Annotated in this window: 18 protein-coding genes and 1 pseudogene; 16 read left to right on the forward strand and 3 right to left on the reverse strand. The window is 56.6% G+C overall.

The features are described from left to right. Positions 1 to 42: 42 nt before the first annotated feature. The 7 genes and pseudogenes from aroC to GDA65_19360 all read left to right on the forward strand — a co-directional run bounded on the left by aroC (position 43) and on the right by GDA65_19360 (position 7,276). Positions 43 to 1,170, forward strand: a complete 1,128-nt coding sequence (gene aroC, locus GDA65_19330; GenBank protein ID MBA5864839.1) for a chorismate synthase — start codon at positions 43 to 45, stop codon at positions 1,168 to 1,170. Positions 1,171 to 1,254: 84 nt separating this feature from the next. Further along, on the forward strand, positions 1,255 to 1,995 hold the full coding sequence (locus tag GDA65_19335; GenBank protein MBA5864840.1) for a hypothetical protein: 741 nt from the start codon (positions 1,255 to 1,257) through the stop codon (positions 1,993 to 1,995). Positions 1,996 to 2,117: 122 nt separating this feature from the next. After that, positions 2,118 to 2,552: pseudogene (gene rnhA, locus GDA65_19340) on the forward strand (ribonuclease HI). A gap of 6 nt (positions 2,553 to 2,558) precedes the next feature. Further along, the gene (locus tag GDA65_19345) at positions 2,559 to 3,404 is read left to right on the forward strand and encodes an ATP-binding cassette domain-containing protein (protein MBA5864841.1); all 846 of its coding nucleotides are present in this window, start codon (positions 2,559 to 2,561) and stop codon (positions 3,402 to 3,404) included. A 292-nt stretch (positions 3,405 to 3,696) separates the two neighbouring features. Further along, a complete protein-coding gene (locus tag GDA65_19350; GenBank protein MBA5864842.1) occupies positions 3,697 to 4,314 on the forward strand; it encodes a hypothetical protein in 618 nt (205 codons plus the stop codon). Between the two features lie 8 nt (positions 4,315 to 4,322). Continuing rightward, positions 4,323 to 5,582 carry an AAA domain-containing protein gene (locus GDA65_19355; protein MBA5864843.1) on the forward strand — a complete coding sequence of 420 codons (1,260 nt, stop codon included), beginning with the start codon at positions 4,323 to 4,325 and terminating at the stop codon, positions 5,580 to 5,582. A gap of 413 nt (positions 5,583 to 5,995) precedes the next feature. Then, positions 5,996 to 7,276: a hypothetical protein gene (locus GDA65_19360; protein ID MBA5864844.1), complete on the forward strand. Its 1,281-nt coding sequence runs from the start codon at positions 5,996 to 5,998 to the stop codon at positions 7,274 to 7,276. A 330-nt stretch (positions 7,277 to 7,606) separates the two neighbouring features. On the opposite strand, the gene GDA65_19365 is transcribed toward GDA65_19360, so the two are convergent. Continuing rightward, positions 7,607 to 8,641 (reverse strand): PDZ domain-containing protein, encoded by a 1,035-nt coding sequence (locus GDA65_19365; GenBank protein ID MBA5864845.1) that lies wholly within the window; start codon positions 8,639 to 8,641, stop codon positions 7,607 to 7,609. 36 nt (positions 8,642 to 8,677) lie between these two features. Here GDA65_19365 and GDA65_19370 point away from each other — a divergent pair, with 36 nt between their 5' ends. Continuing rightward, entirely contained in the window at positions 8,678 to 9,322 is a 645-nt protein-coding gene (locus GDA65_19370; GenBank protein MBA5864846.1) for a hypothetical protein, read from the forward strand. Between the two features lie 125 nt (positions 9,323 to 9,447). On the opposite strand, the gene GDA65_19375 is transcribed toward GDA65_19370, so the two are convergent. Next, on the reverse strand, positions 9,448 to 10,314 hold the full coding sequence (locus GDA65_19375) for a flagellar biosynthesis protein FlgM (GenBank protein ID MBA5864847.1): 867 nt from the start codon (positions 10,312 to 10,314) through the stop codon (positions 9,448 to 9,450). A gap of 267 nt (positions 10,315 to 10,581) precedes the next feature. Here GDA65_19375 and GDA65_19380 point away from each other — a divergent pair, with 267 nt between their 5' ends. From GDA65_19380 to GDA65_19415, 8 genes are all read left to right on the forward strand, one after another. Beyond that, positions 10,582 to 11,157, forward strand: a complete 576-nt coding sequence (locus tag GDA65_19380; protein MBA5864848.1) for a hypothetical protein — start codon at positions 10,582 to 10,584, stop codon at positions 11,155 to 11,157. A gap of 126 nt (positions 11,158 to 11,283) precedes the next feature. Then, the gene (locus tag GDA65_19385) at positions 11,284 to 11,868 is read left to right on the forward strand and encodes a pseudouridine synthase (protein MBA5864849.1); all 585 of its coding nucleotides are present in this window, start codon (positions 11,284 to 11,286) and stop codon (positions 11,866 to 11,868) included. Positions 11,869 to 12,119: 251 nt separating this feature from the next. Beyond that, the gene (locus GDA65_19390) at positions 12,120 to 12,587 is read left to right on the forward strand and encodes a nucleoside deaminase (GenBank protein MBA5864850.1); all 468 of its coding nucleotides are present in this window, start codon (positions 12,120 to 12,122) and stop codon (positions 12,585 to 12,587) included. Positions 12,588 to 12,780: 193 nt separating this feature from the next. Further along, positions 12,781 to 13,305 carry a hypothetical protein gene (locus GDA65_19395; protein MBA5864851.1) on the forward strand — a complete coding sequence of 175 codons (525 nt, stop codon included), beginning with the start codon at positions 12,781 to 12,783 and terminating at the stop codon, positions 13,303 to 13,305. A gap of 154 nt (positions 13,306 to 13,459) precedes the next feature. Continuing rightward, entirely contained in the window at positions 13,460 to 13,939 is a 480-nt protein-coding gene (locus tag GDA65_19400; protein MBA5864852.1) for a hypothetical protein, read from the forward strand. Beyond that, the gene (locus GDA65_19405; protein MBA5864853.1) at positions 13,936 to 14,811 is read left to right on the forward strand and encodes a hypothetical protein; all 876 of its coding nucleotides are present in this window, start codon (positions 13,936 to 13,938) and stop codon (positions 14,809 to 14,811) included. The genes GDA65_19400 and GDA65_19405 overlap by 4 nt, the downstream gene beginning before the upstream one ends. Next, complete coding sequence (locus GDA65_19410) at positions 14,808 to 16,448, forward strand: hypothetical protein (GenBank protein MBA5864854.1); 1,641 nt, start codon at positions 14,808 to 14,810, stop codon at positions 16,446 to 16,448. Before GDA65_19405 ends, GDA65_19410 begins: the two co-directional genes overlap by 4 nt. Beyond that, entirely contained in the window at positions 16,405 to 17,550 is a 1,146-nt protein-coding gene (locus GDA65_19415) for a hypothetical protein (GenBank protein MBA5864855.1), read from the forward strand. The genes GDA65_19410 and GDA65_19415 overlap by 44 nt, the downstream gene beginning before the upstream one ends. Positions 17,551 to 17,616: 66 nt before the next feature. On the opposite strand, the gene GDA65_19420 is transcribed toward GDA65_19415, so the two are convergent. Beyond that, positions 17,617 to 18,645, reverse strand: coding sequence for a molybdopterin-dependent oxidoreductase (locus GDA65_19420; GenBank protein ID MBA5864856.1), 1,029 nt, complete (start codon positions 18,643 to 18,645; stop codon positions 17,617 to 17,619). Positions 18,646 to 18,775 lie beyond the last annotated feature (130 nt).

The raw sequence follows: 18,775 nt of genomic DNA on the forward strand, positions 1-18,775 counted from the left end.
CCGCACAATGATCCGCTGAGCTCCTGAGGAGTCTGCTACCCCATGGCCGGCAATACGTTGGGCCGAGTTTTCACCGTCACATCATTCGGCGAGAGCCATGGACCGGCGATTGGCTGCGTTGTGGATGGTTGTCCGCCTGGCCTGGCACTCTCCGCCGAAGACATTCAGGAGGACCTCGACCGGCGCAAGCCCGGCACGTCCCGTCATGTCACACAGCGGCAGGAATCCGATCGCGTTGAAATTCTCTCCGGCGTGTTCGAAGGCAAGACCACCGGAACTCCCATCGCTCTCCTGATCAGGAACGAAGATCAACGCAGCCGTGATTACGGCAACCTGATCGATACCTTTCGCCCTGGTCACGCCGACTACACCTACTGGCAGAAATACGGCATCCGTGACCACCGCGGCGGGGGACGATCCTCCGCTCGTGAAACAGCGGTACGCGTGGCGGCGGCGGCCATCGCTCGGAAATGGTTGCATGAGAAACATGGCGTCGTCATCCGCGGTTACTTGAGTCAACTTGGGCCGATCGAAGTGCCGTTTGAGAGTTGGGATACGGTCGGGACAAATCCGTTTTTTTCCGCTAATGACGCGGTGGTGGGGAAGCTCGAAACCTTCATGGATGAATTGCGGAAGGCGGGCGATTCTGTCGGTGCGAAGATTACGACCGTCGCGGAGCATGTGCCAGTCGGGTGGGGCGCGCCGGTCTATGCCAAGCTGGATGCCGACCTTGCCGCAGCCATGATGAGCATCAACGCTGTGAAGGCGGTTGAAATCGGGGCAGGCTTTGCTTCGGTCGCCCAGCGGGGATCCGAGCATGGCGACGAACTCACGCCTGAAGGTTTCGTCACCAACCATGCGGGCGGAATTCTCGGCGGCATCTCCACCGGCCAGGATGTGGTGGCGACCATCGCCATCAAGCCCACCTCGAGCATTCGAGTTCCGCGGCGCTCGATCGATAAGGCCGGCAAGGCCGTCACGGTAGAGACCAACGGCCGCCATGATCCCTGCGTCGGCATTCGTGCGACCCCCATTGCCGAAGCCATGATGGCCCTGGTGCTGATGGATCACGCCCTCTTGCATCGCGCGCAAAACGCGGATGTCACGACCAAGACCCCGAAGATTCCGGGGTCATCAAAGTGTGGCTCGAGCCAGAGACAGTCAACGTAGATCAATTCTTATCCCGCCGAACCCCAATCTCAAGGGAAGCAGGAAACCTTTCTTGGCTGTATTCTCGTTCAGTAGGTGGAAGACATGGATTCCATCATAATCCACATTCCAGGCAAACCCAGAGTCAGTCCAGAATTGGACGATCAAGACGTTCTCTGGCGTTACCTTGACGCCGCCAAGTTTCTTGATTTCCTTCATCACCAAACACTTTTCTTTACCCGTGGTGACCGATTTGAGGATAAGTTTGAGGGTGCGTTCACCAAGTCTCTCAAGCACTCGATTGAACGATCCTACCGGGACAACAACATTGACTACACATTTGATCAGTTTCGTCGCCGATTGCGTGAATGTGTTTTTGTGAATTGTTGGCATCGGGGACAAGATGACAGCATGGCGATGTGGCAGATTTACGGAAGATCTTCATGCTCTCTGGCACTTACAACGACCATAGGTCAACTGAGACAATCGCTACAGGAGCAAGACCTTCCATATGACCTTGCAATCGAAAAAGTTCAGTATGTGAAGCACTGGGATGATCCAGCATTGGACATCGCGCCATATTCGAGAGTGTTTGCTTACAAAACCAATGCCTATGAGTATGAAAACGAAGTGCGAGTGCTCATAGATCGCTTTGCTGGAGAGTTTGATAATGAAATTCTTGAGGTGGGAATGCCAATCAAGGTGGCTCATAAGACTCTCTTGCGCAGCATCGTGGTTGCTCCGGAAGCACCGGTATGGTTTGAGTTACTTGTGAGAGAGGTGGTGCGGCGATATGGAATTACCGTATCGGTGAGCCGATCTATGCTGGCATCTCAACCGCTATAACGGATTGCCGCAAATTACTTTTGCAGGCGGCGAATATTTATAAGCAGTGTCTAGTCGTACGCAATCAAAGTCCTCGGGACTTGTAGTGATGCATTCGCAAACCAAACGAAAGAAGAAGCTGAGTGATCGAAATCTATACAGATGGCGCCTGCAGTGGAAACCCTGGTCCAGGAGGCTGGGGGGTGTTGCTGCGCATTGACGGAGAGGAAACGGAACTCTGTGGCGGCGAGCCGGCAACGACCAACAATCGCATGGAGTTGCTCGCGGTGATAGAGGCGTTGCAGTGGTTCACGCAACCGGTGAAAGCCCGCGTCTACACAGATTCTCAGTATGTACAAAAGGGCATCAGCGAATGGATCCACAGCTGGAAGCGCCGGGGCTGGAAAACCGCCGGTAAGGAGCCGGTCAAGAATGAAGATTTATGGCGGCGTCTGGACGCACTGGCTTCCGGCCATACCATTGAGTGGCATTGGGTCAGAGGACACAACGGCCATGTGGACAATGAACGTGTAGACGCATTGGCTCGTGCCGGACTTGAGCAATCGCGTCGTGCTGGAAAGCCGATTACACATCCGGTTGCGACATCTGTTCCCGCTCCGCCTAAGAATCTTCGACCTACGGTCACCTCCCGCCCTATTCTCGATATTCAACATGCGACTGTCTATCGAGGAGAGACCCGCGTTTTTTCCGATCTCTCCTTCGCTCTTCATGAAGGGGAGCATGCGGCGATTGTGGGGCCCAATGGAGCCGGGAAGTCGACGCTTCTGAAGCTGTTATCCGGCGAGGTTCATCCCCTGGCACTGGATGGCACCAAGGTCAATCTATTCGGTCAGGAGCGTTGGAACGTCTGGGATGTGCGGAAGCAGTTGGGGATGGTGTCTCACGACTTGCAGCGGGACTACCTGATCTGTGCCGAAGGCATGAATGTCATTCTGTCCGGCTTCTATGCCAGCAACGATACCTATGAACACCAGACTTTCAGCCGTGATCAGATTGCTCGTGCGCAAGAAGTGATGCGAGAATTACGGATTGATCACTTAGCCGGCCGCACCTTTGGCCATCTTTCGACAGGCGAGCAACGGCGGTTCTTGTTGGGGCGTGCTCTCGTGCATGATCCGTCTGTGCTCGTGCTGGATGAGCCGACGAGCGGGCTCGACCTGAAGGCCTGCGTTCAATATCTCGACCTTCTTCGCGCGCAGATCCGCAAAGGGAAAACGATTTTGCTGGTGACGCATCATTTGCACGAAATTCCACCGGAGATCGAACGCGTGGTTCTGCTCAAAGATGGCGAAGTCGTCGCCGATGGTGCCAAAGCAAATCTGCTCACGGATGTGAATCTCAGCCGGCTCTTCGACCAGCCAGTGACGCTGGTGAGAGCCAACGGCTGGTATCAAGCGCTGCCAGGATAAGAAAACACTCCAAGTTCTCCCTTAGGCGTGCGAACGTAGAATTGCCACTCTGCGCGCTTAGTGAGTCGGTTCTTGCCAGCAAAGATCTCGTGTGCGGGTCTAGGCATTCAAAGCCATTCAGGGACGAATATCGTTCTTAATCTTCCTGATAAATCCAGTCCAAAACTGCTTTCTCCTAGGGCGGTCTTTCTGGCTGTTGTATAGTTTTGTCATGCAGTCCACTGAGAGGAACTTGGTTCAGGAAGATGTCCCGAAGCCTCTTCTTGAAGGTCGCGGCGACCGGATGTCGCGGATGGGCTTATTCGCCATTACACTTGGTCTACTGGCAGTGGTGGGATTGGGGGTCGAGCGGTTTACGGGACTCGTTGGAATTTTCCCAGGCACGGAGGTTGATCAGGTCAACGAACAACAGTCAGCCGAACGCCGCCGAACATTTTTAGCACTAGGGCCGATCCAGTTGACACGCGTGGCTCTTACGGAGCTACAGGATGCGCTCAGGTCTCTGAACCTTCCACCCGCAGAGCAAGATCGCTTGATGGAGCAAGTCATGCCGTCCCATATTCCTAAGTCGGAATCGGAAGCAGGACCGCCACCGGCCATGATGCCGAAGCAGCTGGTTCAGGAAGACGCCCAGACAATCCCCCTCGCATGGATCACGTTGTGGGACACCGACGCGATGGATTCGGATATGGTCCGTCTCGACAGTGAAGGCTACTCCCGCACGATCACGTTGTCCAAGTCGCCGGTCACCTTCGCCGTTCCGGTTCCGCAACGCGGAGTCGTGAATATTGCCGGAATACGGGATGGCGGTGGAGGAATTACGGTGGGAGTCGCGTCTGGCACAAGCCCGGTGGCGTTACCTATTATGAGCGAGGGGCAAGTAATCGGAATTCCCGTCAGCATTCCTTAGGACCATCGATGCAACGTGTCCTCTCCATTCTCAATCGCTACGTGCCGCTCATGTTCTTTTTCATGCTGGTGGCGGCGGTCTTTCAGCTGTGGGCCCAGTTCGGTCCGTCTCCGGTCACAATTAAGCAGGCCTTCGCGACGGGAAGCGGCTATCTTGAAGCGCATGTCTGGTATCTGTTTGCATCGGCCGTTGCCTTTTGGGGTTTGTTCCTGCTGGGAATTTTTCATGAGGCCGGGCGATTACCACCATCTCTGCTAACAAGGAAACGACTGATGGATATTCTCGATCGTCTGACCAATAAGGAGACGCTACAACAGAAACTTGCAGAAGAGGTCGAGCCGACATTTATCGATGCGAAGCGGCTTGGCCGGTCGCTGAAGCAGGCGATCATCGGACAGGATCAGGTCTGTGAGGATCTTGCGGCGCAGATCAGGCGGCGATCGGCATTGAAGCAACGCGGGAAGCCCGTCGGGGTGTTTCTGCTCGCCGGACCTCCAGGAACAGGGAAAACCTATTTGGGAAAACGACTGGCCGCCGAGTTAGGGCGCAAGCTGCTCCATCTCGACATGAGCCAGTTTTCTCGTGGCAGTGCGGCATCGACGCAATTGTTCGGCTCGACAAAGGGTTATGTTGGTTCCGATTCTTATGGGCGATTGACCGCGGCCTTGCGCGATGTGCCCGACACCGTCGTACTCCTGGATGAGTTTGAAAAGGCGCATCCGGAGGTTCACAAGAATTTCCTTACGGCATGGAACGATGGATTTATTACGGAAGCGTCTGACGGGAAGCAGATTCCGACGACATTATCAATTTTTCTATTGACCACCAATGCGGCGACCGAATCGCTGCAGGAGTTGTCGGCTCAGTTCGAGCATGATTCGGACGAACTGCGTCGCGTGGCGACGCATGCTCTGCGAGAAGCAGGGTTTGCGCCGGAGGTATTGAACCGGATCGACCGAATCTTCGTCTTTAAACCCATCTCCGGTCTTGACGTAGCTCGGGTGGGTGCATTGGAAATCGAGCGCATGATACAGGGATATGGCCTAAAAGTAGCGGAGAGAGGAATTGATCCGACCGTGCTCCTGGATCTGATGAAGCGGCACGGAAAATTGGGGGCTGCGGGGTCGTCGCGGGACCTTGTTCGCGCCCTCGAGGAAATGATTGCCGACTCCTTGATTAGCGCTCGTCAGAAGGGCGTGACTTGTATAAGCCTGGTTGAACGAAATGGTGCGGTGGTGGCGGTGCCGTCCAAACAGCACGCGGCGTAATGATGGCAGGCCGCACCTCCTCCACGAGTCAGATGCCTTTCTCTGTGAGGAGCAATCGGCAGTCATACTTGGGCGCCTCTCATGCATTGTGGAAGCGAGCGGCGCTGTGGCGTCTTTCTGCCTATGGAGGGGTCTTCTGTACGGCATTACTCGTTTTGTTTTCCCTGCCGGCAACTCGTCGAACCATACAGCACGCAGAAACAACTGCTCACTATACTGTTCCACCTGTCAAAGCGCCCGAGGCACGTTCTCTTGGTCCTGATCGAGAACAAGCCACCGTGCCGGTGCCTAAGTCTAACGGCCCCCTGACGCAGATTGCCGCTGATGCCCATTCACCTGCGAATCCTTCCGAGCCTCAGACGGCCTCTGTCATATTTCGTTCCAGCTTAGGTGGGACCATCAAGGGAGATGGATTGACCGCCACCTACTGTTGCGCCGGGGCGATGTCCACGTTTCGAGCGTCGCAATCCTACGCAGCTGGAAAATATTATTATGAGGTGCGCCTCCAAACAGCCGTTGGCGCAGCCTATCCCGGGACATGGACCAACGCCGGAATTGTTCAGGTTGGCGCAGAAGTCACAACTGCTCGCGAAAGGGTGAGTATGCAGGTTCAGGCGATCGGATGGGGCCAACAGAAAAGCTTTAAAGATGGTGATCTCATAGGGTTCGCTGTCGATCTCGATAAGGGGCAGTTCTACTTTCATGTAAACGGGGATTGGGTATCAGGTCCTCCGGAGCGAGGCTCAGGCCTTCGACTTGATGTGGGAAAGGAGTATGTCCCGTTTGTGACTGTGGCTTCTCCGTCCCTTGGAGCGAGTGGAGAGTCTGATTCGTGGGTGGCCAACTTCGGACGGTCGCAGTTCATGTTTTCATTACCTGAAGGATATGTTCGCTATGACCATGTTCATAGCGAAAGAGATCCTCCTCAGAAGATGTTTGCAGGTGGAGCAGGCTCAAGTTTGAAACAAACTTCCGAGCAAGTGATTGTCCCCGTGATGCCTAATGCTTCACTGGTATCGCCATCTCCAGCTGGTATGAGTGTGGCTGGGAGAATGGTGGGACGAACCTATTCAGGTACGGTCCCGTTCAAGGGACGGCAAATGCCGTTACCCAGCGGCGAATGGGTTGTGTCGGCCTATACCATGGCTGGAGTCGGAGGGGATGGTGCAGATGCGATCTTTCTTGCGCATATCGTGGGGCAGCAGTTGGCAGGGGCGGTGGTATTCATTGGCACCGAATCGACGAGAAAAGTTGGGACCGGCTATCGTCAGTACGGTCACTGTCTGCGGAAGAATCTTGTGCATATTGAGACTCGGTCGAATGAAGAGTTTGGTTTCCAAGAATGTTGGTCGATCAATCATAACGATGTGAAGGCCTGGCACCAGTCGGCTGAGCATCCTTTGTTGCGTGCGGCAATAGGTGATTTGGCGATACGTCACGTGCAGCTTCCGCACACCCTCGTTTCGGCTCACTTTCGGTTGGCCGATAAGAATGGCTATCTCAACGCGATCTATTACTTCAATCCAGAGGAAGAGGGAATCTCGACGCCTCCGGTTGCAAGTTGGCGAGAAAGTGATTGGTTTGTTGGATATATCAATAGGTATCCCGAAAAAGTCGCGTATGTCCAGCAACTCAAGGTATGGGGAAGCGGATGGTTTCAAAAATTGAAGGCGAGTTTCCTTGAAAAGTCCTGATAGCGCTCGCTGTAGGTGACGTCTTCAGCAATTCGAAGACATGTATGCCAAAGCCGATGGAAGCGAATCCAGAGCGATGTGAGCCCTGCTGCGACTATGCGGGAGCGGGACAGAGGACGAAGCCCCGTTCGGTTGCTCGCTACGCATCATCCGCACAAAATTCTGCCTGAGACCAATCGCGTGACCTCCTTGGAGGGGCAGGATTTCCCAGCCGAGAACTCTGATCTGCTCACCGACGACTACAAGAGCCCCTTCTTCGACAGCCCATCGTGTTCGCTTAGGCCGACGGTCGGTACCGCATGCTATCTGGGTATCCCGTCTAAGATCTGGCTACCCGCCACCCAACGTCACCGTAAACGTCAGATTGGTGTCGATGCGGCGGACCTTCACGCTCACTTGTTGGCCGGGCTTGGTCCGTTCGATCAAGTAGTTCTTCAAGTGCGCGGCGTCCTGAATGTCGGTGTCGTCCACGGCGATAATGATGTCGTGCTTCTGAATGCCGGCGGCCTTGGCAGGTTCCATGACGTCTTTTACCGCCATGCGCCACCGGGTGCCGTCCTTGACTGCGACCATATGAATGCCCATTTTGGAGAAGGTGAGCGGTTTGCCGTCCAGGGCGGCCGTGACGATGCGTTCAGCCAGGAGCGCCGGAATCGCAAACGCCATGCGACTGCAATGGGCAGTGGAATCGTCGCGTTCCGTTTGTATGATGGCATGCATGATACCCACGACCTCACCTTTGCTGTTGAAGAGTCCCCCGCCGGAGTTGCCGCTGCAAGCAGCGACATCTGCTTGAATCAGGCGGGTATCAACCGTCTGGAGGAATGTGTTGGTATTGCCCAGGTGACCGAACGACATGGTCGGCCCCCAGCCCATGGGATACCCGACAGTGAACACGTCCTGGCCTGGCTGCACCTCACCGGGAGCGAATGAGACGGTGGCGAGGAGCTTGGCACGATGCGCTTCGGCAACGCGGTAGACGACGACGTCCATGAAGGCGCTATCACCGACGAGATCCGCAGGAATCTCGTGGAGGTCGGTCGTCAACACATGGATTTGTTTCTGGATAACGGTTCCAGTCGTCACGTCCTGTTTTTCAGCCGCATGGCGGGCGGTGACGATGTAGCCGTCGCGCAGGTGAAAGCCGGTGCCGCGCACCAGAATCTTGCCCGGTTTGTCCGGCGTGCGCTGATCTTGCGTATCTTCAAGAACTCCGATGGTCGCCAGTTTGGCGCGATCCAGTGCCGTAGCATCAAACGCCGAGGCCTGGGTGGTGAAAAGACCTGTAAGGAATGAGATGGATGCGATCGTCAGGACTGTGTAACGCGTGAGTTGGTTGGCGTAACGAAGCGGGAAGCGTGACATACAAACCGTTCCTTTCGTGTAGATGCCGTCAGGTCTGTGCAGTATAAACCAGTGGCGAGGCAGGAAGAAATCGGGTTTCGGCCCTGTGTGATAGCATCGCCGATCGAGGCGGGCTATACTGACTTTATGATGAAGCGCTGTTTTCAGAGGGTGATCATTGGAATGGTGGTCGTGTTTGCCGGTTGTGCGACGCCGGTCGTTCCAGAGGCACTCCAACCGCAGGTTGATAAGACGGTTACGTTCAGTGAGATCGTGGAAGCACCGGATTCACATCGCGGGAAGGTGATCGTTGTCGGAGGAGAAGTCCTGAGGGCCAAGGCGTTGAAAGGTGGAACACAGCTGGAAGTGTTGCAGCTGCCTCTGGATGGCGATCAGGAACCCGTCACCAATCGGATGGAATCCAAAGGCCGGTTTCTTGCTTTACAGAAGGAGTTTCTCGATCCAGCCACGATTGCTGAAGGCGCCAGGGTGACGATTATTGGAGAAGTCACGGGAAGCTCAATCGAAAAAATGGATGAGGCAGACTATCGTTTTCCCACGCTGGACGTGAAGCATCTTCATCGGTGGGATGCCAAACGGGCAGATGAGCATCCGGTGTCTGGTCCCTGGTGGAACGTATTCGGTGGTGTTGGATTCGGCGGCGGCAGCCGCAGTGGCGGTGGCATCAGTATCGGATTTTAGTTCCCTCGCGGGTAAGTATTCCGGAATTTCCCGATAGACCGCGGCGGTGGCAGCAGCCGCTGGCGCCTTCCCGCAGGCGTGCCAGGGTATCGATGGCTCGCGAACGGCCAGCGCCTCGCATTCCCCTAGGATCGCCCGCCTGCAAAGGTATCGCATACCTGAGGATCGCCTGACTGGAGACCGCGCCGGAGCCATGCCACCCGTTGCTCGGATGATCCGTGCGTCCAGCTCTCCGGTTGCACGTGACCTTGCCCCATTTGCTGAAGGCGATCGTCGCCAATAGCCGCGGCGGCGTGCAGCCCGTCCTCAAAATCGCCGGGTTCGATGAGCTGGCGATTCTGTCTGGCATGGTATCCCCACACACCCGCAAAACAATCGGCTTGTAATTCCATCCGGACAGACAGTGCATTGCGTTCAGCAGGGGAGCTGCGTTGTTGCGCACGAGTCACCTGGCCGGCGATGCCGAGCAGATTCTGAACATGGTGTCCGATCTCATGTGCGATCACATAGGCCTGGGCAAAGTCGCCCGGCGCACCGAGCCGCCGGGCCAATTCCTGAAAAAACGAGAGATCCAGATAGACCTTGTGATCGCCGGGACAGTAGAAGGGGCCCACGGCGGCGGAGGCGGTCCCGCAGGCGGACCGCACGGCCCCCGTGAAGAGCACCAGCTGCGGGTCTTCATAGGCGCTGCCCATTTGCGGGAGCAGCGCGCGCCAGGTGTCTTCCGTATCGGCCAGGACTACGGAGGCGAACTTCCCCAGGCTGTCGCTTGGCGCACCGGTTGGTCCCTGGCGGTCTGGTTCAGCCGGACCGGTGATCTCCTGCACGCCGGTGAGGAGATTGAGGAGGGAGAGTGGATTGGTCCCCGTGAGAAAGCTGACGGCCAGGACTAACACGAGCCCGCCCAACCCTATGCCCGCGCCTGAACGAGCCGCACCCATGCCTCGACGATCCTCGATGTTCTGACTCTCCCGCTGGCCTTGCCATCGCATGGTTGGACTCCTTGGTTGCGACTGAGGACGGACGATTGTAGGGGAATCAGGAGATGCCCCAGCCGATGGAACCACATTTGCGGCCGTTCATCAAGGCATAAGCGGCAGTGCACGGATGTTGCTGTCTGAGTGTAACGCTTGAATGTGGACAATTCGGAACAGCCTCCCGTTCTGCCATCTTCTGACTAGACAGGCCTGGGAGCGCTTCGCTAGACTGAAATCATGTTGTCGCGTCTCTCTATCGATCGTCACCGGAATTCGAAGCTGATGCCGCGGTTCTCAGTGGCGTTGATTGTCCTATTGAGTCTGTCCGGATGCCGGCCGGCGCCGGTTACGACTCTGCCGCCTACCTTGAAGCCCAGCCTCGCCTGGCCGGAATGTCCCAAGATCGGTGGAATGTATGAACTGCAAGGAGAGGCTCTCCCCGGGTCGATGAGTTTTTATCGGAACCGGGATAATAAACTCACGCTGAATGCGATGTTGGGCGTGGCCGCGCCCGCGGATCTGACGCAGGAGTCCGTACGCGTAGAATTGGTGCATGACGACACGCTGGAGCTGGTCAACCGCTATGATGGCGCCATTACCGCCCATCAGTTGGATTTGCAGCCGGAGGACCGGGTGGTGTGTGAGCACAACCGGATCCGGATTCATCGAACCCGCGCGGAGGGCGGCGTGGCCGAAGAACCGCTTCGCAATATTTCCGAATTCGCCCAGGAATTGACCGTGGAGGGAGACGGGAGCCTGCTCGTCAAAACCCGAATCCTCAACCAGAGCAAGTCTGCGTTTTGGAGCACTTCGGTCCCTCCCGAGGAATATGCGGCCCGGTTTAGGCGACTCGATTAGTTCGAGGATTGAAGCATCGCGTCAGTATCTCTCCCCAGTCACGCGCCGTGCTGTGCCTTTCCTTTCCCCACACCCTGTGCCATGGCCGCGAATCAGTCGTGACGGGCAGGTGGATCATCCATGGGCATGACCCTGTCCCGCGTCGGTCGAGCCCTTGCCTTGTACAAACCCTACGGCGTGTTGCCCTGTTTTACCGATCCTGAGGGGCGGCCTACGTTGAGCGCGTATGTGGATGTGCCCGACGTCTACCCCGCGGGTCGATTGGACTTGGACAGCGAAGGGTTACTGTTATTGACTTCAGACGGCCGCTTGGCCCATCACATTACCGATCCTCGACACCATCTTCCCAAAATCTACGTGGTGCAGGTTGAGCGCGTGCCTGGCCCCGCTGCCTTGGCGCAGCTGGAGAATGGGGTGGTGATTGCCGGAACCCGCACGCGGCCCGCGCGAGCCCGGTTGCTGCCCGCTCCTCCCTGTCTACCTGATCGGCCTGTTCCGATTCGATTCCGCAAGCATGTGCCGACCGCGTGGCTGGAACTCACGTTGCGTGAAGGGATGAACCGGCAGGTCAGGCGCATGACGGCTGTGGTCGGTCATCCGACGTTACGGCTTGTGCGTGTGGCGATCGGACCGATTACCGTGGGAGATCTCCAGCCCGGTCACTGGCGGGATCTTACCGCGCAGGAAATGGCGGAACTTGCCGGTTCATAAGAGCAAACATGGGCACTGAGGGCCGAAGGGTCAACCTATGAGATTTCAACGAAGCGGGACGTGATGAGCGGTCACGGGTAAGGGGCAGGCAGTCGCGCACTGAGACGACGTGAGAGCCTATGTGCCTGCTGATGGCTCATCAAGGAGCTGACCGTGGTTACCATGATTGTCATAGGATAGGAGAAGCCATGTTCGATGAAGACGGCCTGGCGGCAGACCGGCGTAGGCAGGAGCGGTCGTTCAACCAGGAATTGACTGAGCAGATGATGCGGAGAGCCATCGAATTGAGTCGCCACGGGATGAGGGCTGGAGACGGCGGTCCCTTCGGGGCGGTTATCGCGATGGGGGGAAGGATCGTCGGAGAAGGGTGGAATCGTGTGGTAGGCGCCAAGGACCCCACGGCTCATGCCGAGATGGAGGCGATACGCGCCGCAGCCCGGTCATTGGGCTCATTCACTCTCACAGGTTGTGACCTCTACGCCAGCGCTCAACCGTGCCCGATGTGTTTGGGCGCGACCTATTGGGCGCGTCTCGATCGTGTGTTTTATGGGAACAGCGTCAAGGATACGGCTGCGATCGGCTTTGACGATGAGGTCTTTTACCGACAGTTGACCTGCTCCCCGCACCAACGCGAGATTCCCGAGGCACAGGTGCTGGCGGAGGAGGCTCGGCGCGTGTTTCGCGAGTATGACGCCATGCCCGGAACCATTCGGTACTGACCCGGGCTTGTGAAACCTGGAGCGGTTTCCGGATCCGTCCTGCGTAGTCTTCCCACTGCGTATTGGGACCGATCCGAGCGGCGAACTGGATATGGAGAGCCGAGCTGAGGTATATCAGGCGAGTGAACCGGGAGCTTGACCGGTTGAATCGCTCTGGCGGATGGGGGGATTGATCATGCGGGATTGTGCGAGTGTGAGGGGTCGTTGGTCCGTTCTTCTGCTGCTGGGTATCGGCCTCTTGCCTTCAACGCCGGTGCTGGGTGCGAATCCGGAGTCCGTTGCCCTCGCCGACATGCGGCACATCAAAAAGTTTGTCGCGGTCGAGGTGCAGACGCAAGGAACGGCTGAGAAGCTCGGTATCAGCGCGGCTGAATTAACCGATGTGACCAGGGTGACACTTCTGAACAAGGTGCCGGGAATTGCTCTTGAAGGATCAAGCGGTCCGTCTTCCGATGCGTCCGAACGACTCAATCAACTGGGTTTTTTTACCTGCGAAGTGTGGACGGTGGGTGACCAGTATATCGCTGCCTATCATGTGGATTGCAATGCGGGTTCCTATACGGCGCAGAAGATACCCGGGAGCTTGTGGAACCAGGCGATTCTCGGATATGGACCGAAGGATGAAGTGTCCGACGCGGTCCGAAAAGGCGTGCGAGCCATGGTGGAATTGTTTGCCGCTACTTTTTCCAGTGTCCGCGCGGATGGGGGAGGTCGGTAGAGGATGATGTCCGCCGCACCCGCTTTCCGCCAATAATCTAAACGTTCCCGCCATGGTCCGAACTCCTTCCGACTCATCCGAAGTCGCCCGTTGAATACTTGAAGAATCCCTTTTTTCTTGTCTGCACTTGGATGCGACATAGAATAAGGGGGCTATGGCTGATACAAGTTCCTGTCGGCGCGGCTCTCGGCCCTATGGTTGGTTGCTTCTAGGACTGTTGCTCCTGTTTCTCTTCCGTGTGGTGGCGCAGCTTGTTCAAGCGTTCTCGCCGGTTACCGCTCTTCCATCATTTGAAATCTGGCAGAGCGGGGCCATCCCGTATCCGCTGCTGGTTGTATTCCAGATCATCATTCTCATCGCCTGCGCTCGTGTGGTGTGGAGTTTTCTGTCCGGAACCGTTGTTCCTTCTGGCAAGAAGGGGCGGCTCCTTCTGATCTTTGGTTGGATTTATTTCATCGCAATGGGGCTACGGCTGTTGATCGGGCTCACCATGGCTCCGGATCACTATTGGTTTGGCGCCATCGTTCCGGCGCTGTTTCATCTGGTGTTGGCCGGATTCGTGGTCGTCTGCGGCTTCTTTCATTCGGCAAGAGGCGGAGAGTCGGTCGCTGTTCCACCGGGAGATCCTGCGTGATCACGCTGCTTCGATATGGGGCGTATCCCGCGCTGTTGCTGGCCTGCATGATCGGCAACATGGCGCTGCTCCGGCAGGGAGCGGGAGTCCTACTGGCTACCTATGTGCCGGTTACCCTGGGGACGTTGGTGGTCATGGCGCTTGAGGGTAGGTTGCCGTATCGATCCGGCTGGCGACCCTCGCGGACTGAGGTCCTTCAGGATTCAACGTTCCTGGCGCTTGTACATGTTGTTCTGCCGAAGGCGTTGGCCATGGCGTCGGCATTCGTGATCTTTGAAGTCTTTGACGGACGGGGTTGGGGCCTCTCTTCGTGGTGGCCCAAAGGCTGGCCGGTGCCGGCCCAGACGGTGTTGATGGTGCTGACGGTCGACGCCATGCGGTATTGGCTGCATCGCATCAGTCATGAGTGGGAGCGCCTCTGGCGCTTTCATGCGGTGCATCATTCCCCGCAGAGGCTCTACACGCTCAACGTAGGCCGGTTTCATCCCGTCGATAAGAGTCTTCAATTCGTATTGGATGCGCTGCCGTTCATCGCGCTCAGTGTTCAGGAGGATGTGTTGAGTCTGTACTTTGTGTGGTATGCCGTGAACGGGTTTTTTCAACATTCCAACGTGGATGTACGGCTGGGATGGCTGAACTATGTGGTCAGCGGGCCGGAACTACACCGATGGCACCACTCCAGGCTCAAAGAGGAGTCGAATCATAATTACGGCAATCATCTGATTGTTTGGGATGTCGTCTTCGGGTCCCGTTACCTGCCGCCGAACCGGGAAGTCGAAACGCTGGGATTAGTGAACCGGCGGTACCCGGGCGGCTTCGTGGCACAGATGAGTGCGCCCTTCACTCCTGGCCTTGATAAGCAGACCCTATGAGCGCCGGGATGTTCAGATTCCTCAATGATCCTGCCTTGTCGCTGTCACTGACCCTCGCGAAGTATCGCGATTGGAATCCGTTTATTGCCCAGACCTATTGCCCGGAACTGACTCAGCAGGCTGTTCTTCGGGATATTCTGACCCGACAGGCAGGCGCGGCGTTCGGGCTTACGCATCGGTTTGGCACGTTGCGTACCTACGAGGAGTTTGCCCGAGAGGTGCCGGTGTGTACGTATGAAGACCTGCGGCCTGCCATTGAGGCGCAGGAGAAGAACAGGGAGCCGCTTCTCACCACCGGCCAGCCTATCCTCTTTACTCAAACCAGCGGGACGACGGGGGTGCCGAAGCACATCCCGATCCTCAAGGAAACCGTCGGTGCGATTCGTCGCTATCAACGGCTGTTTGCCTATGCGCAATGGCAGGGGGTACCGGCCATTTATCAAGGAAGTGTGCTGGTGATCAACGGACAAACCATCGAAGGCCACTTGCCGGGTGGCACGCCGTTCGGCTCGATGTCAGGATTGATGTTCGATTGTTTGCCTGCTGCTATTCGGAGAAAAAGCCTGCTTCGAGACGGGGCTCCGACGGGGGAGGATTATCGGCAGCGCTATCTCAGCATTGCAGTCAGAGCCTTGGCGGATCCGTTTCTTTCCGTGCTGGCCACGCCCAATCCATCGACGATTTTGAAGTTGCTGGAGGTGATTCGCTCGGAGTACGCGACATTGCTGGAGGCCTTGTCTGGCAGGCCGCGGCCGGGTTTTCTGCTGCGATCCACGCAGCCTTCCGTAAGTTCCGCGCGCTTGTCGTGGCTTCGGACACTCGTTGGGCAGGAGGCACGTCTCGATTGTGCGACTCTCTGGCCGAACTTGCAGGCGGTGGTGACTTGGACGGGTGGAAACTGTGGTGTGTTGCTTTCTAAGCTGCGATCGCTCTTGCCGCAACCGGCCAGAATCATTGAAATGGGTTATCTCTCCAGCGAGTGTTTGGGGACGGTGAATGTAGACGTGCTGAACAACCGATGCGTGCCGACCCTGCATGAGAATCTGTTCGAGTTTATGGAGGTCGGTGACGAAGCGTCAGGCTCTGAACCAGTCTTGCTCCATCAGATTCAAGAGGGGCGCAAGTATGCGGTGATCGTCACGACGCCAAACGGTCTGTACCGGTATGCGATGAACGACCTCGTTGAGGTGACGGGGTCGTTCAATCGAACGCCCACGATCCGTTTTGTGCAAAAAGGGAAGGGGGTTACGAATATCACGGGGGAAAAGCTCTATGAGCATCAGGCCATCGAGGCGGTGGAGCAGGTTCTGAAGGCGCGGGGAGTGATGTCGGATTTTTTCGTCATGTTGGCCGATGTCGAGAATGTGCGCTACACCCTGTGTGTGGAACATGCCTCACCACCAGTTGATTTAGGGCCTTCCCTGGAGGAGCGACTATCGTCGTTGAATATTGAATTCAAGGCGAAGCGGGCGAGCGGGCGACTGCAGCCGCTTCGTGTGCTCCATTTGCACCTGGGCGCCGGGGAAGCCTATCGGCAACATTGCGTGAACAAGGGGCAGCGAGAGGCGCAGTTTAAGCTCATCCGGTTGCAATATGCCCATGAATGTACGTTCGATTTCGAGGGACACGGGAGATGATGGTGTGATGCAGCTCCGTAGCTTAACCATGACATCGTTGGAAATCCCTTTTCGGCAGGCCTTTACGCATGCTTCGGCTGCACGGATCAAGACCGAAGCGGTGCTTGTCAGGGCCGAGTCTTCTCGTGGGCTGGTTGGGATAGGGGAGGGCTGTCCGCGGCATTATGTCACAGGGGAAACCGTGGCTGGTGCGCAAGAGTTTTTCTGTCAGCATCAGATCGAATGGTTGCAGTTTTCTACGGTCGATGATCTTCGGGCGTGGGTGACCGCGCACGCCGATCTGATCGATCGAAACCCGGCAGCCTGGTGTGCCGTTGAGATCGCCTGGCTGGATCTGTTGGGGAAAGAGGCGGAACAGCCCATCGAGGTGATACTTGGCGGGAGCCGGTTCCCCGGGCCCTTTCAATACTCGGCGGTATTGGGCGCGGAGAATTTGCCCTCGTTCGAAAAACAACTGCATCAGTATCTGGCCGTAGGGTTTGCCGACTTCAAGTTGAAGGTCACAGGGGATGCGCAGGCTGACCTGCAGCGAGTCGAGCGGCTCAAGGCTGCGGGTACGCCGAGCCTCCGCGTGCGCCTTGATGCCAATAATCGCTGGCAACAGGTGGGTGAAGCTTGTGCGTATATTCAGCGGTTAAATGGCCCATTCCTGGCACTGGAAGAGCCGTTGCGGGTAGGCGACTTCGAGGGATGTCGGACGCTTTCCCAGCAATGTGGCTTGCCGATTATTCTGGACGAGAGTTTTATGAAGGGTGGGCAGTTCTCGATGATTCAAGGCGAACCCTCGTTGTGGATCGTGAATATCCGTGTGTCAAAGATGGGCGGGCTTCTGCGGGCACTCACAGTGGCGGCACAAGCCAAGGCGCTGGGTATCCCAATTATCGTCGGTGCTCAGGTGGGAGAAACCAGTATCCTCACGAGAGCGGCGCTTGTCGTGGTTGACCGGTATCGGGACATCGTGATGGCTCAGGAGGGAGCGTTCGGTACGCATTTGCTTGAATACGATCTTTGCGAGCCACCGCTCATGTTCGGCAGGGGCGGGCGTCTTACGGAAAACTTTTTCCACGGCCGCCCAGGTCTTGGACTATCGTTTGCGCGGTGAGGCCTGTGATGTCCGGATTCGGATTTGCCAGAGATCGGGAAACTACGCAGGCGCACTGCTTCTCAGTTACAGGCTGTCCACATCCGCAATAATCGTGTGTAATCCACTCGAGCCGGCCGGTTGTGGCCGGATCAATTCAGCAATTTGTAGTTGGCCCTTGCTGTCGACGGCACGGACGGCAACCTGATACTTGCCGCGTTTTTGTGGACGCCACGTATAATTCCAGATGACCCATGAATAGGGTGACATGGGTGTTTCAATTTCGCAGGAGTCCCAGGTTCGTGCGGCATCCAGGCTGATTTCCACCCGGCTGATGGAGTTCGGTCCGCCAAATGCGATGCCGCGAAATCGCTGTTCGGCGCCGCGCAATGTTTGGTAGTGCCCCGGCGAATCGATGCGAGAAAATGTCTTGATGGTTCCATCATCGGTCCACCCCTTCCGCTGCCAGTAGCCTTTATAATCTCCAGCGTAGGCTTCAATTTCAACGATCCACTTCACATTCTTGATGCCATACAGTCCCGGAACCAACAGGCGCAGCGGAAATCCGTGCTCCTTCGGTAATTTCTCGCCGTTCATCAAGAACGCGAGCATGACGTCGTCCTGCATCGCACGTGCGAGCGGAATGCTGTCGTCGTAGGCATCCGCGCCGCGCAGCACGATATCTCGCGTCGTCTCTTCATCGACTTCTGCTTCTCGAAGTAGTTTTTTTAAGGAAATCCCGCGCCAGCGTGCGTTGCCAAGGCTATCTCCTCCGGGCAAGGTGTCAATGCACATGAGCGTGGATATTTGCTCAAAATTTTCGCGGTTTAATAAGCCTCGCCAATCCAGGGACAGGGGTTTCTTCACTTCGCCCTTTACCGACAATCGCCATTCATCTTGTCGGAGATCGCGTGAGACGTTAAATGGCGAATCGGAATAGTTCACCACGTAGAACTTTTTATTTTCCGTGAAATAGTTGGTCTCGCGAGGGGGTACGGCAAACATCCGGCCGAAAAAAGATCCGACTCCGTCGCAGCCACCCGTGAGGCCGGCGGCAGCCGCAATTCCAGTGAGTTTGAAGAGGCTTCGTCGTTTTAAGCTGAGCCAATTTTCCATAAGAAATACTCTGCGATATTAAAAAGATCTTTTCAAGGCTTGACTCCAGAAATCCAGATTGGTATAAGGATGCACGTTTGATCCAGCCAGGTGGCCGATGCGGTTGTAAGCCCCGCGACGGATTCTCAGC

It is taken from the genome of Nitrospira sp. CR1.1, assembly GCA_014055465.1.
GTDB lineage: Bacteria > Nitrospirota > Nitrospiria > Nitrospirales > Nitrospiraceae > Nitrospira_A.

Coding starts and splice junctions, on each gene's coding strand:
- aroC (MBA5864839.1), top strand. CDS start 43: ATGGCCGGCAATACGTTGGGCCGAGTTTTCACCGTCACATCATTCGGC.
- GDA65_19335 (MBA5864840.1), top strand. CDS start 1,255: ATGGATTCCATCATAATCCACATTCCAGGCAAACCCAGAGTCAGTCCA.
- GDA65_19350 (MBA5864842.1), top strand. CDS start 3,697: ATGGGCTTATTCGCCATTACACTTGGTCTACTGGCAGTGGTGGGATTG.
- GDA65_19355 (MBA5864843.1), top strand. CDS start 4,323: ATGCAACGTGTCCTCTCCATTCTCAATCGCTACGTGCCGCTCATGTTC.
- GDA65_19365 (MBA5864845.1), bottom strand. CDS start 8,641: ATGTCACGCTTCCCGCTTCGTTACGCCAACCAACTCACGCGTTACACA.
- GDA65_19375 (MBA5864847.1), bottom strand. CDS start 10,314: ATGCGATGGCAAGGCCAGCGGGAGAGTCAGAACATCGAGGATCGTCGA.
- GDA65_19380 (MBA5864848.1), top strand. CDS start 10,582: ATGCCGCGGTTCTCAGTGGCGTTGATTGTCCTATTGAGTCTGTCCGGA.
- GDA65_19385 (MBA5864849.1), top strand. CDS start 11,284: ATGACCCTGTCCCGCGTCGGTCGAGCCCTTGCCTTGTACAAACCCTAC.
- GDA65_19400 (MBA5864852.1), top strand. CDS start 13,460: ATGGCTGATACAAGTTCCTGTCGGCGCGGCTCTCGGCCCTATGGTTGG.
- GDA65_19410 (MBA5864854.1), top strand. CDS start 14,808: ATGAGCGCCGGGATGTTCAGATTCCTCAATGATCCTGCCTTGTCGCTG.
- GDA65_19415 (MBA5864855.1), top strand. CDS start 16,405: ATGCCCATGAATGTACGTTCGATTTCGAGGGACACGGGAGATGATGGT.
- GDA65_19420 (MBA5864856.1), bottom strand. CDS start 18,645: ATGGAAAATTGGCTCAGCTTAAAACGACGAAGCCTCTTCAAACTCACT.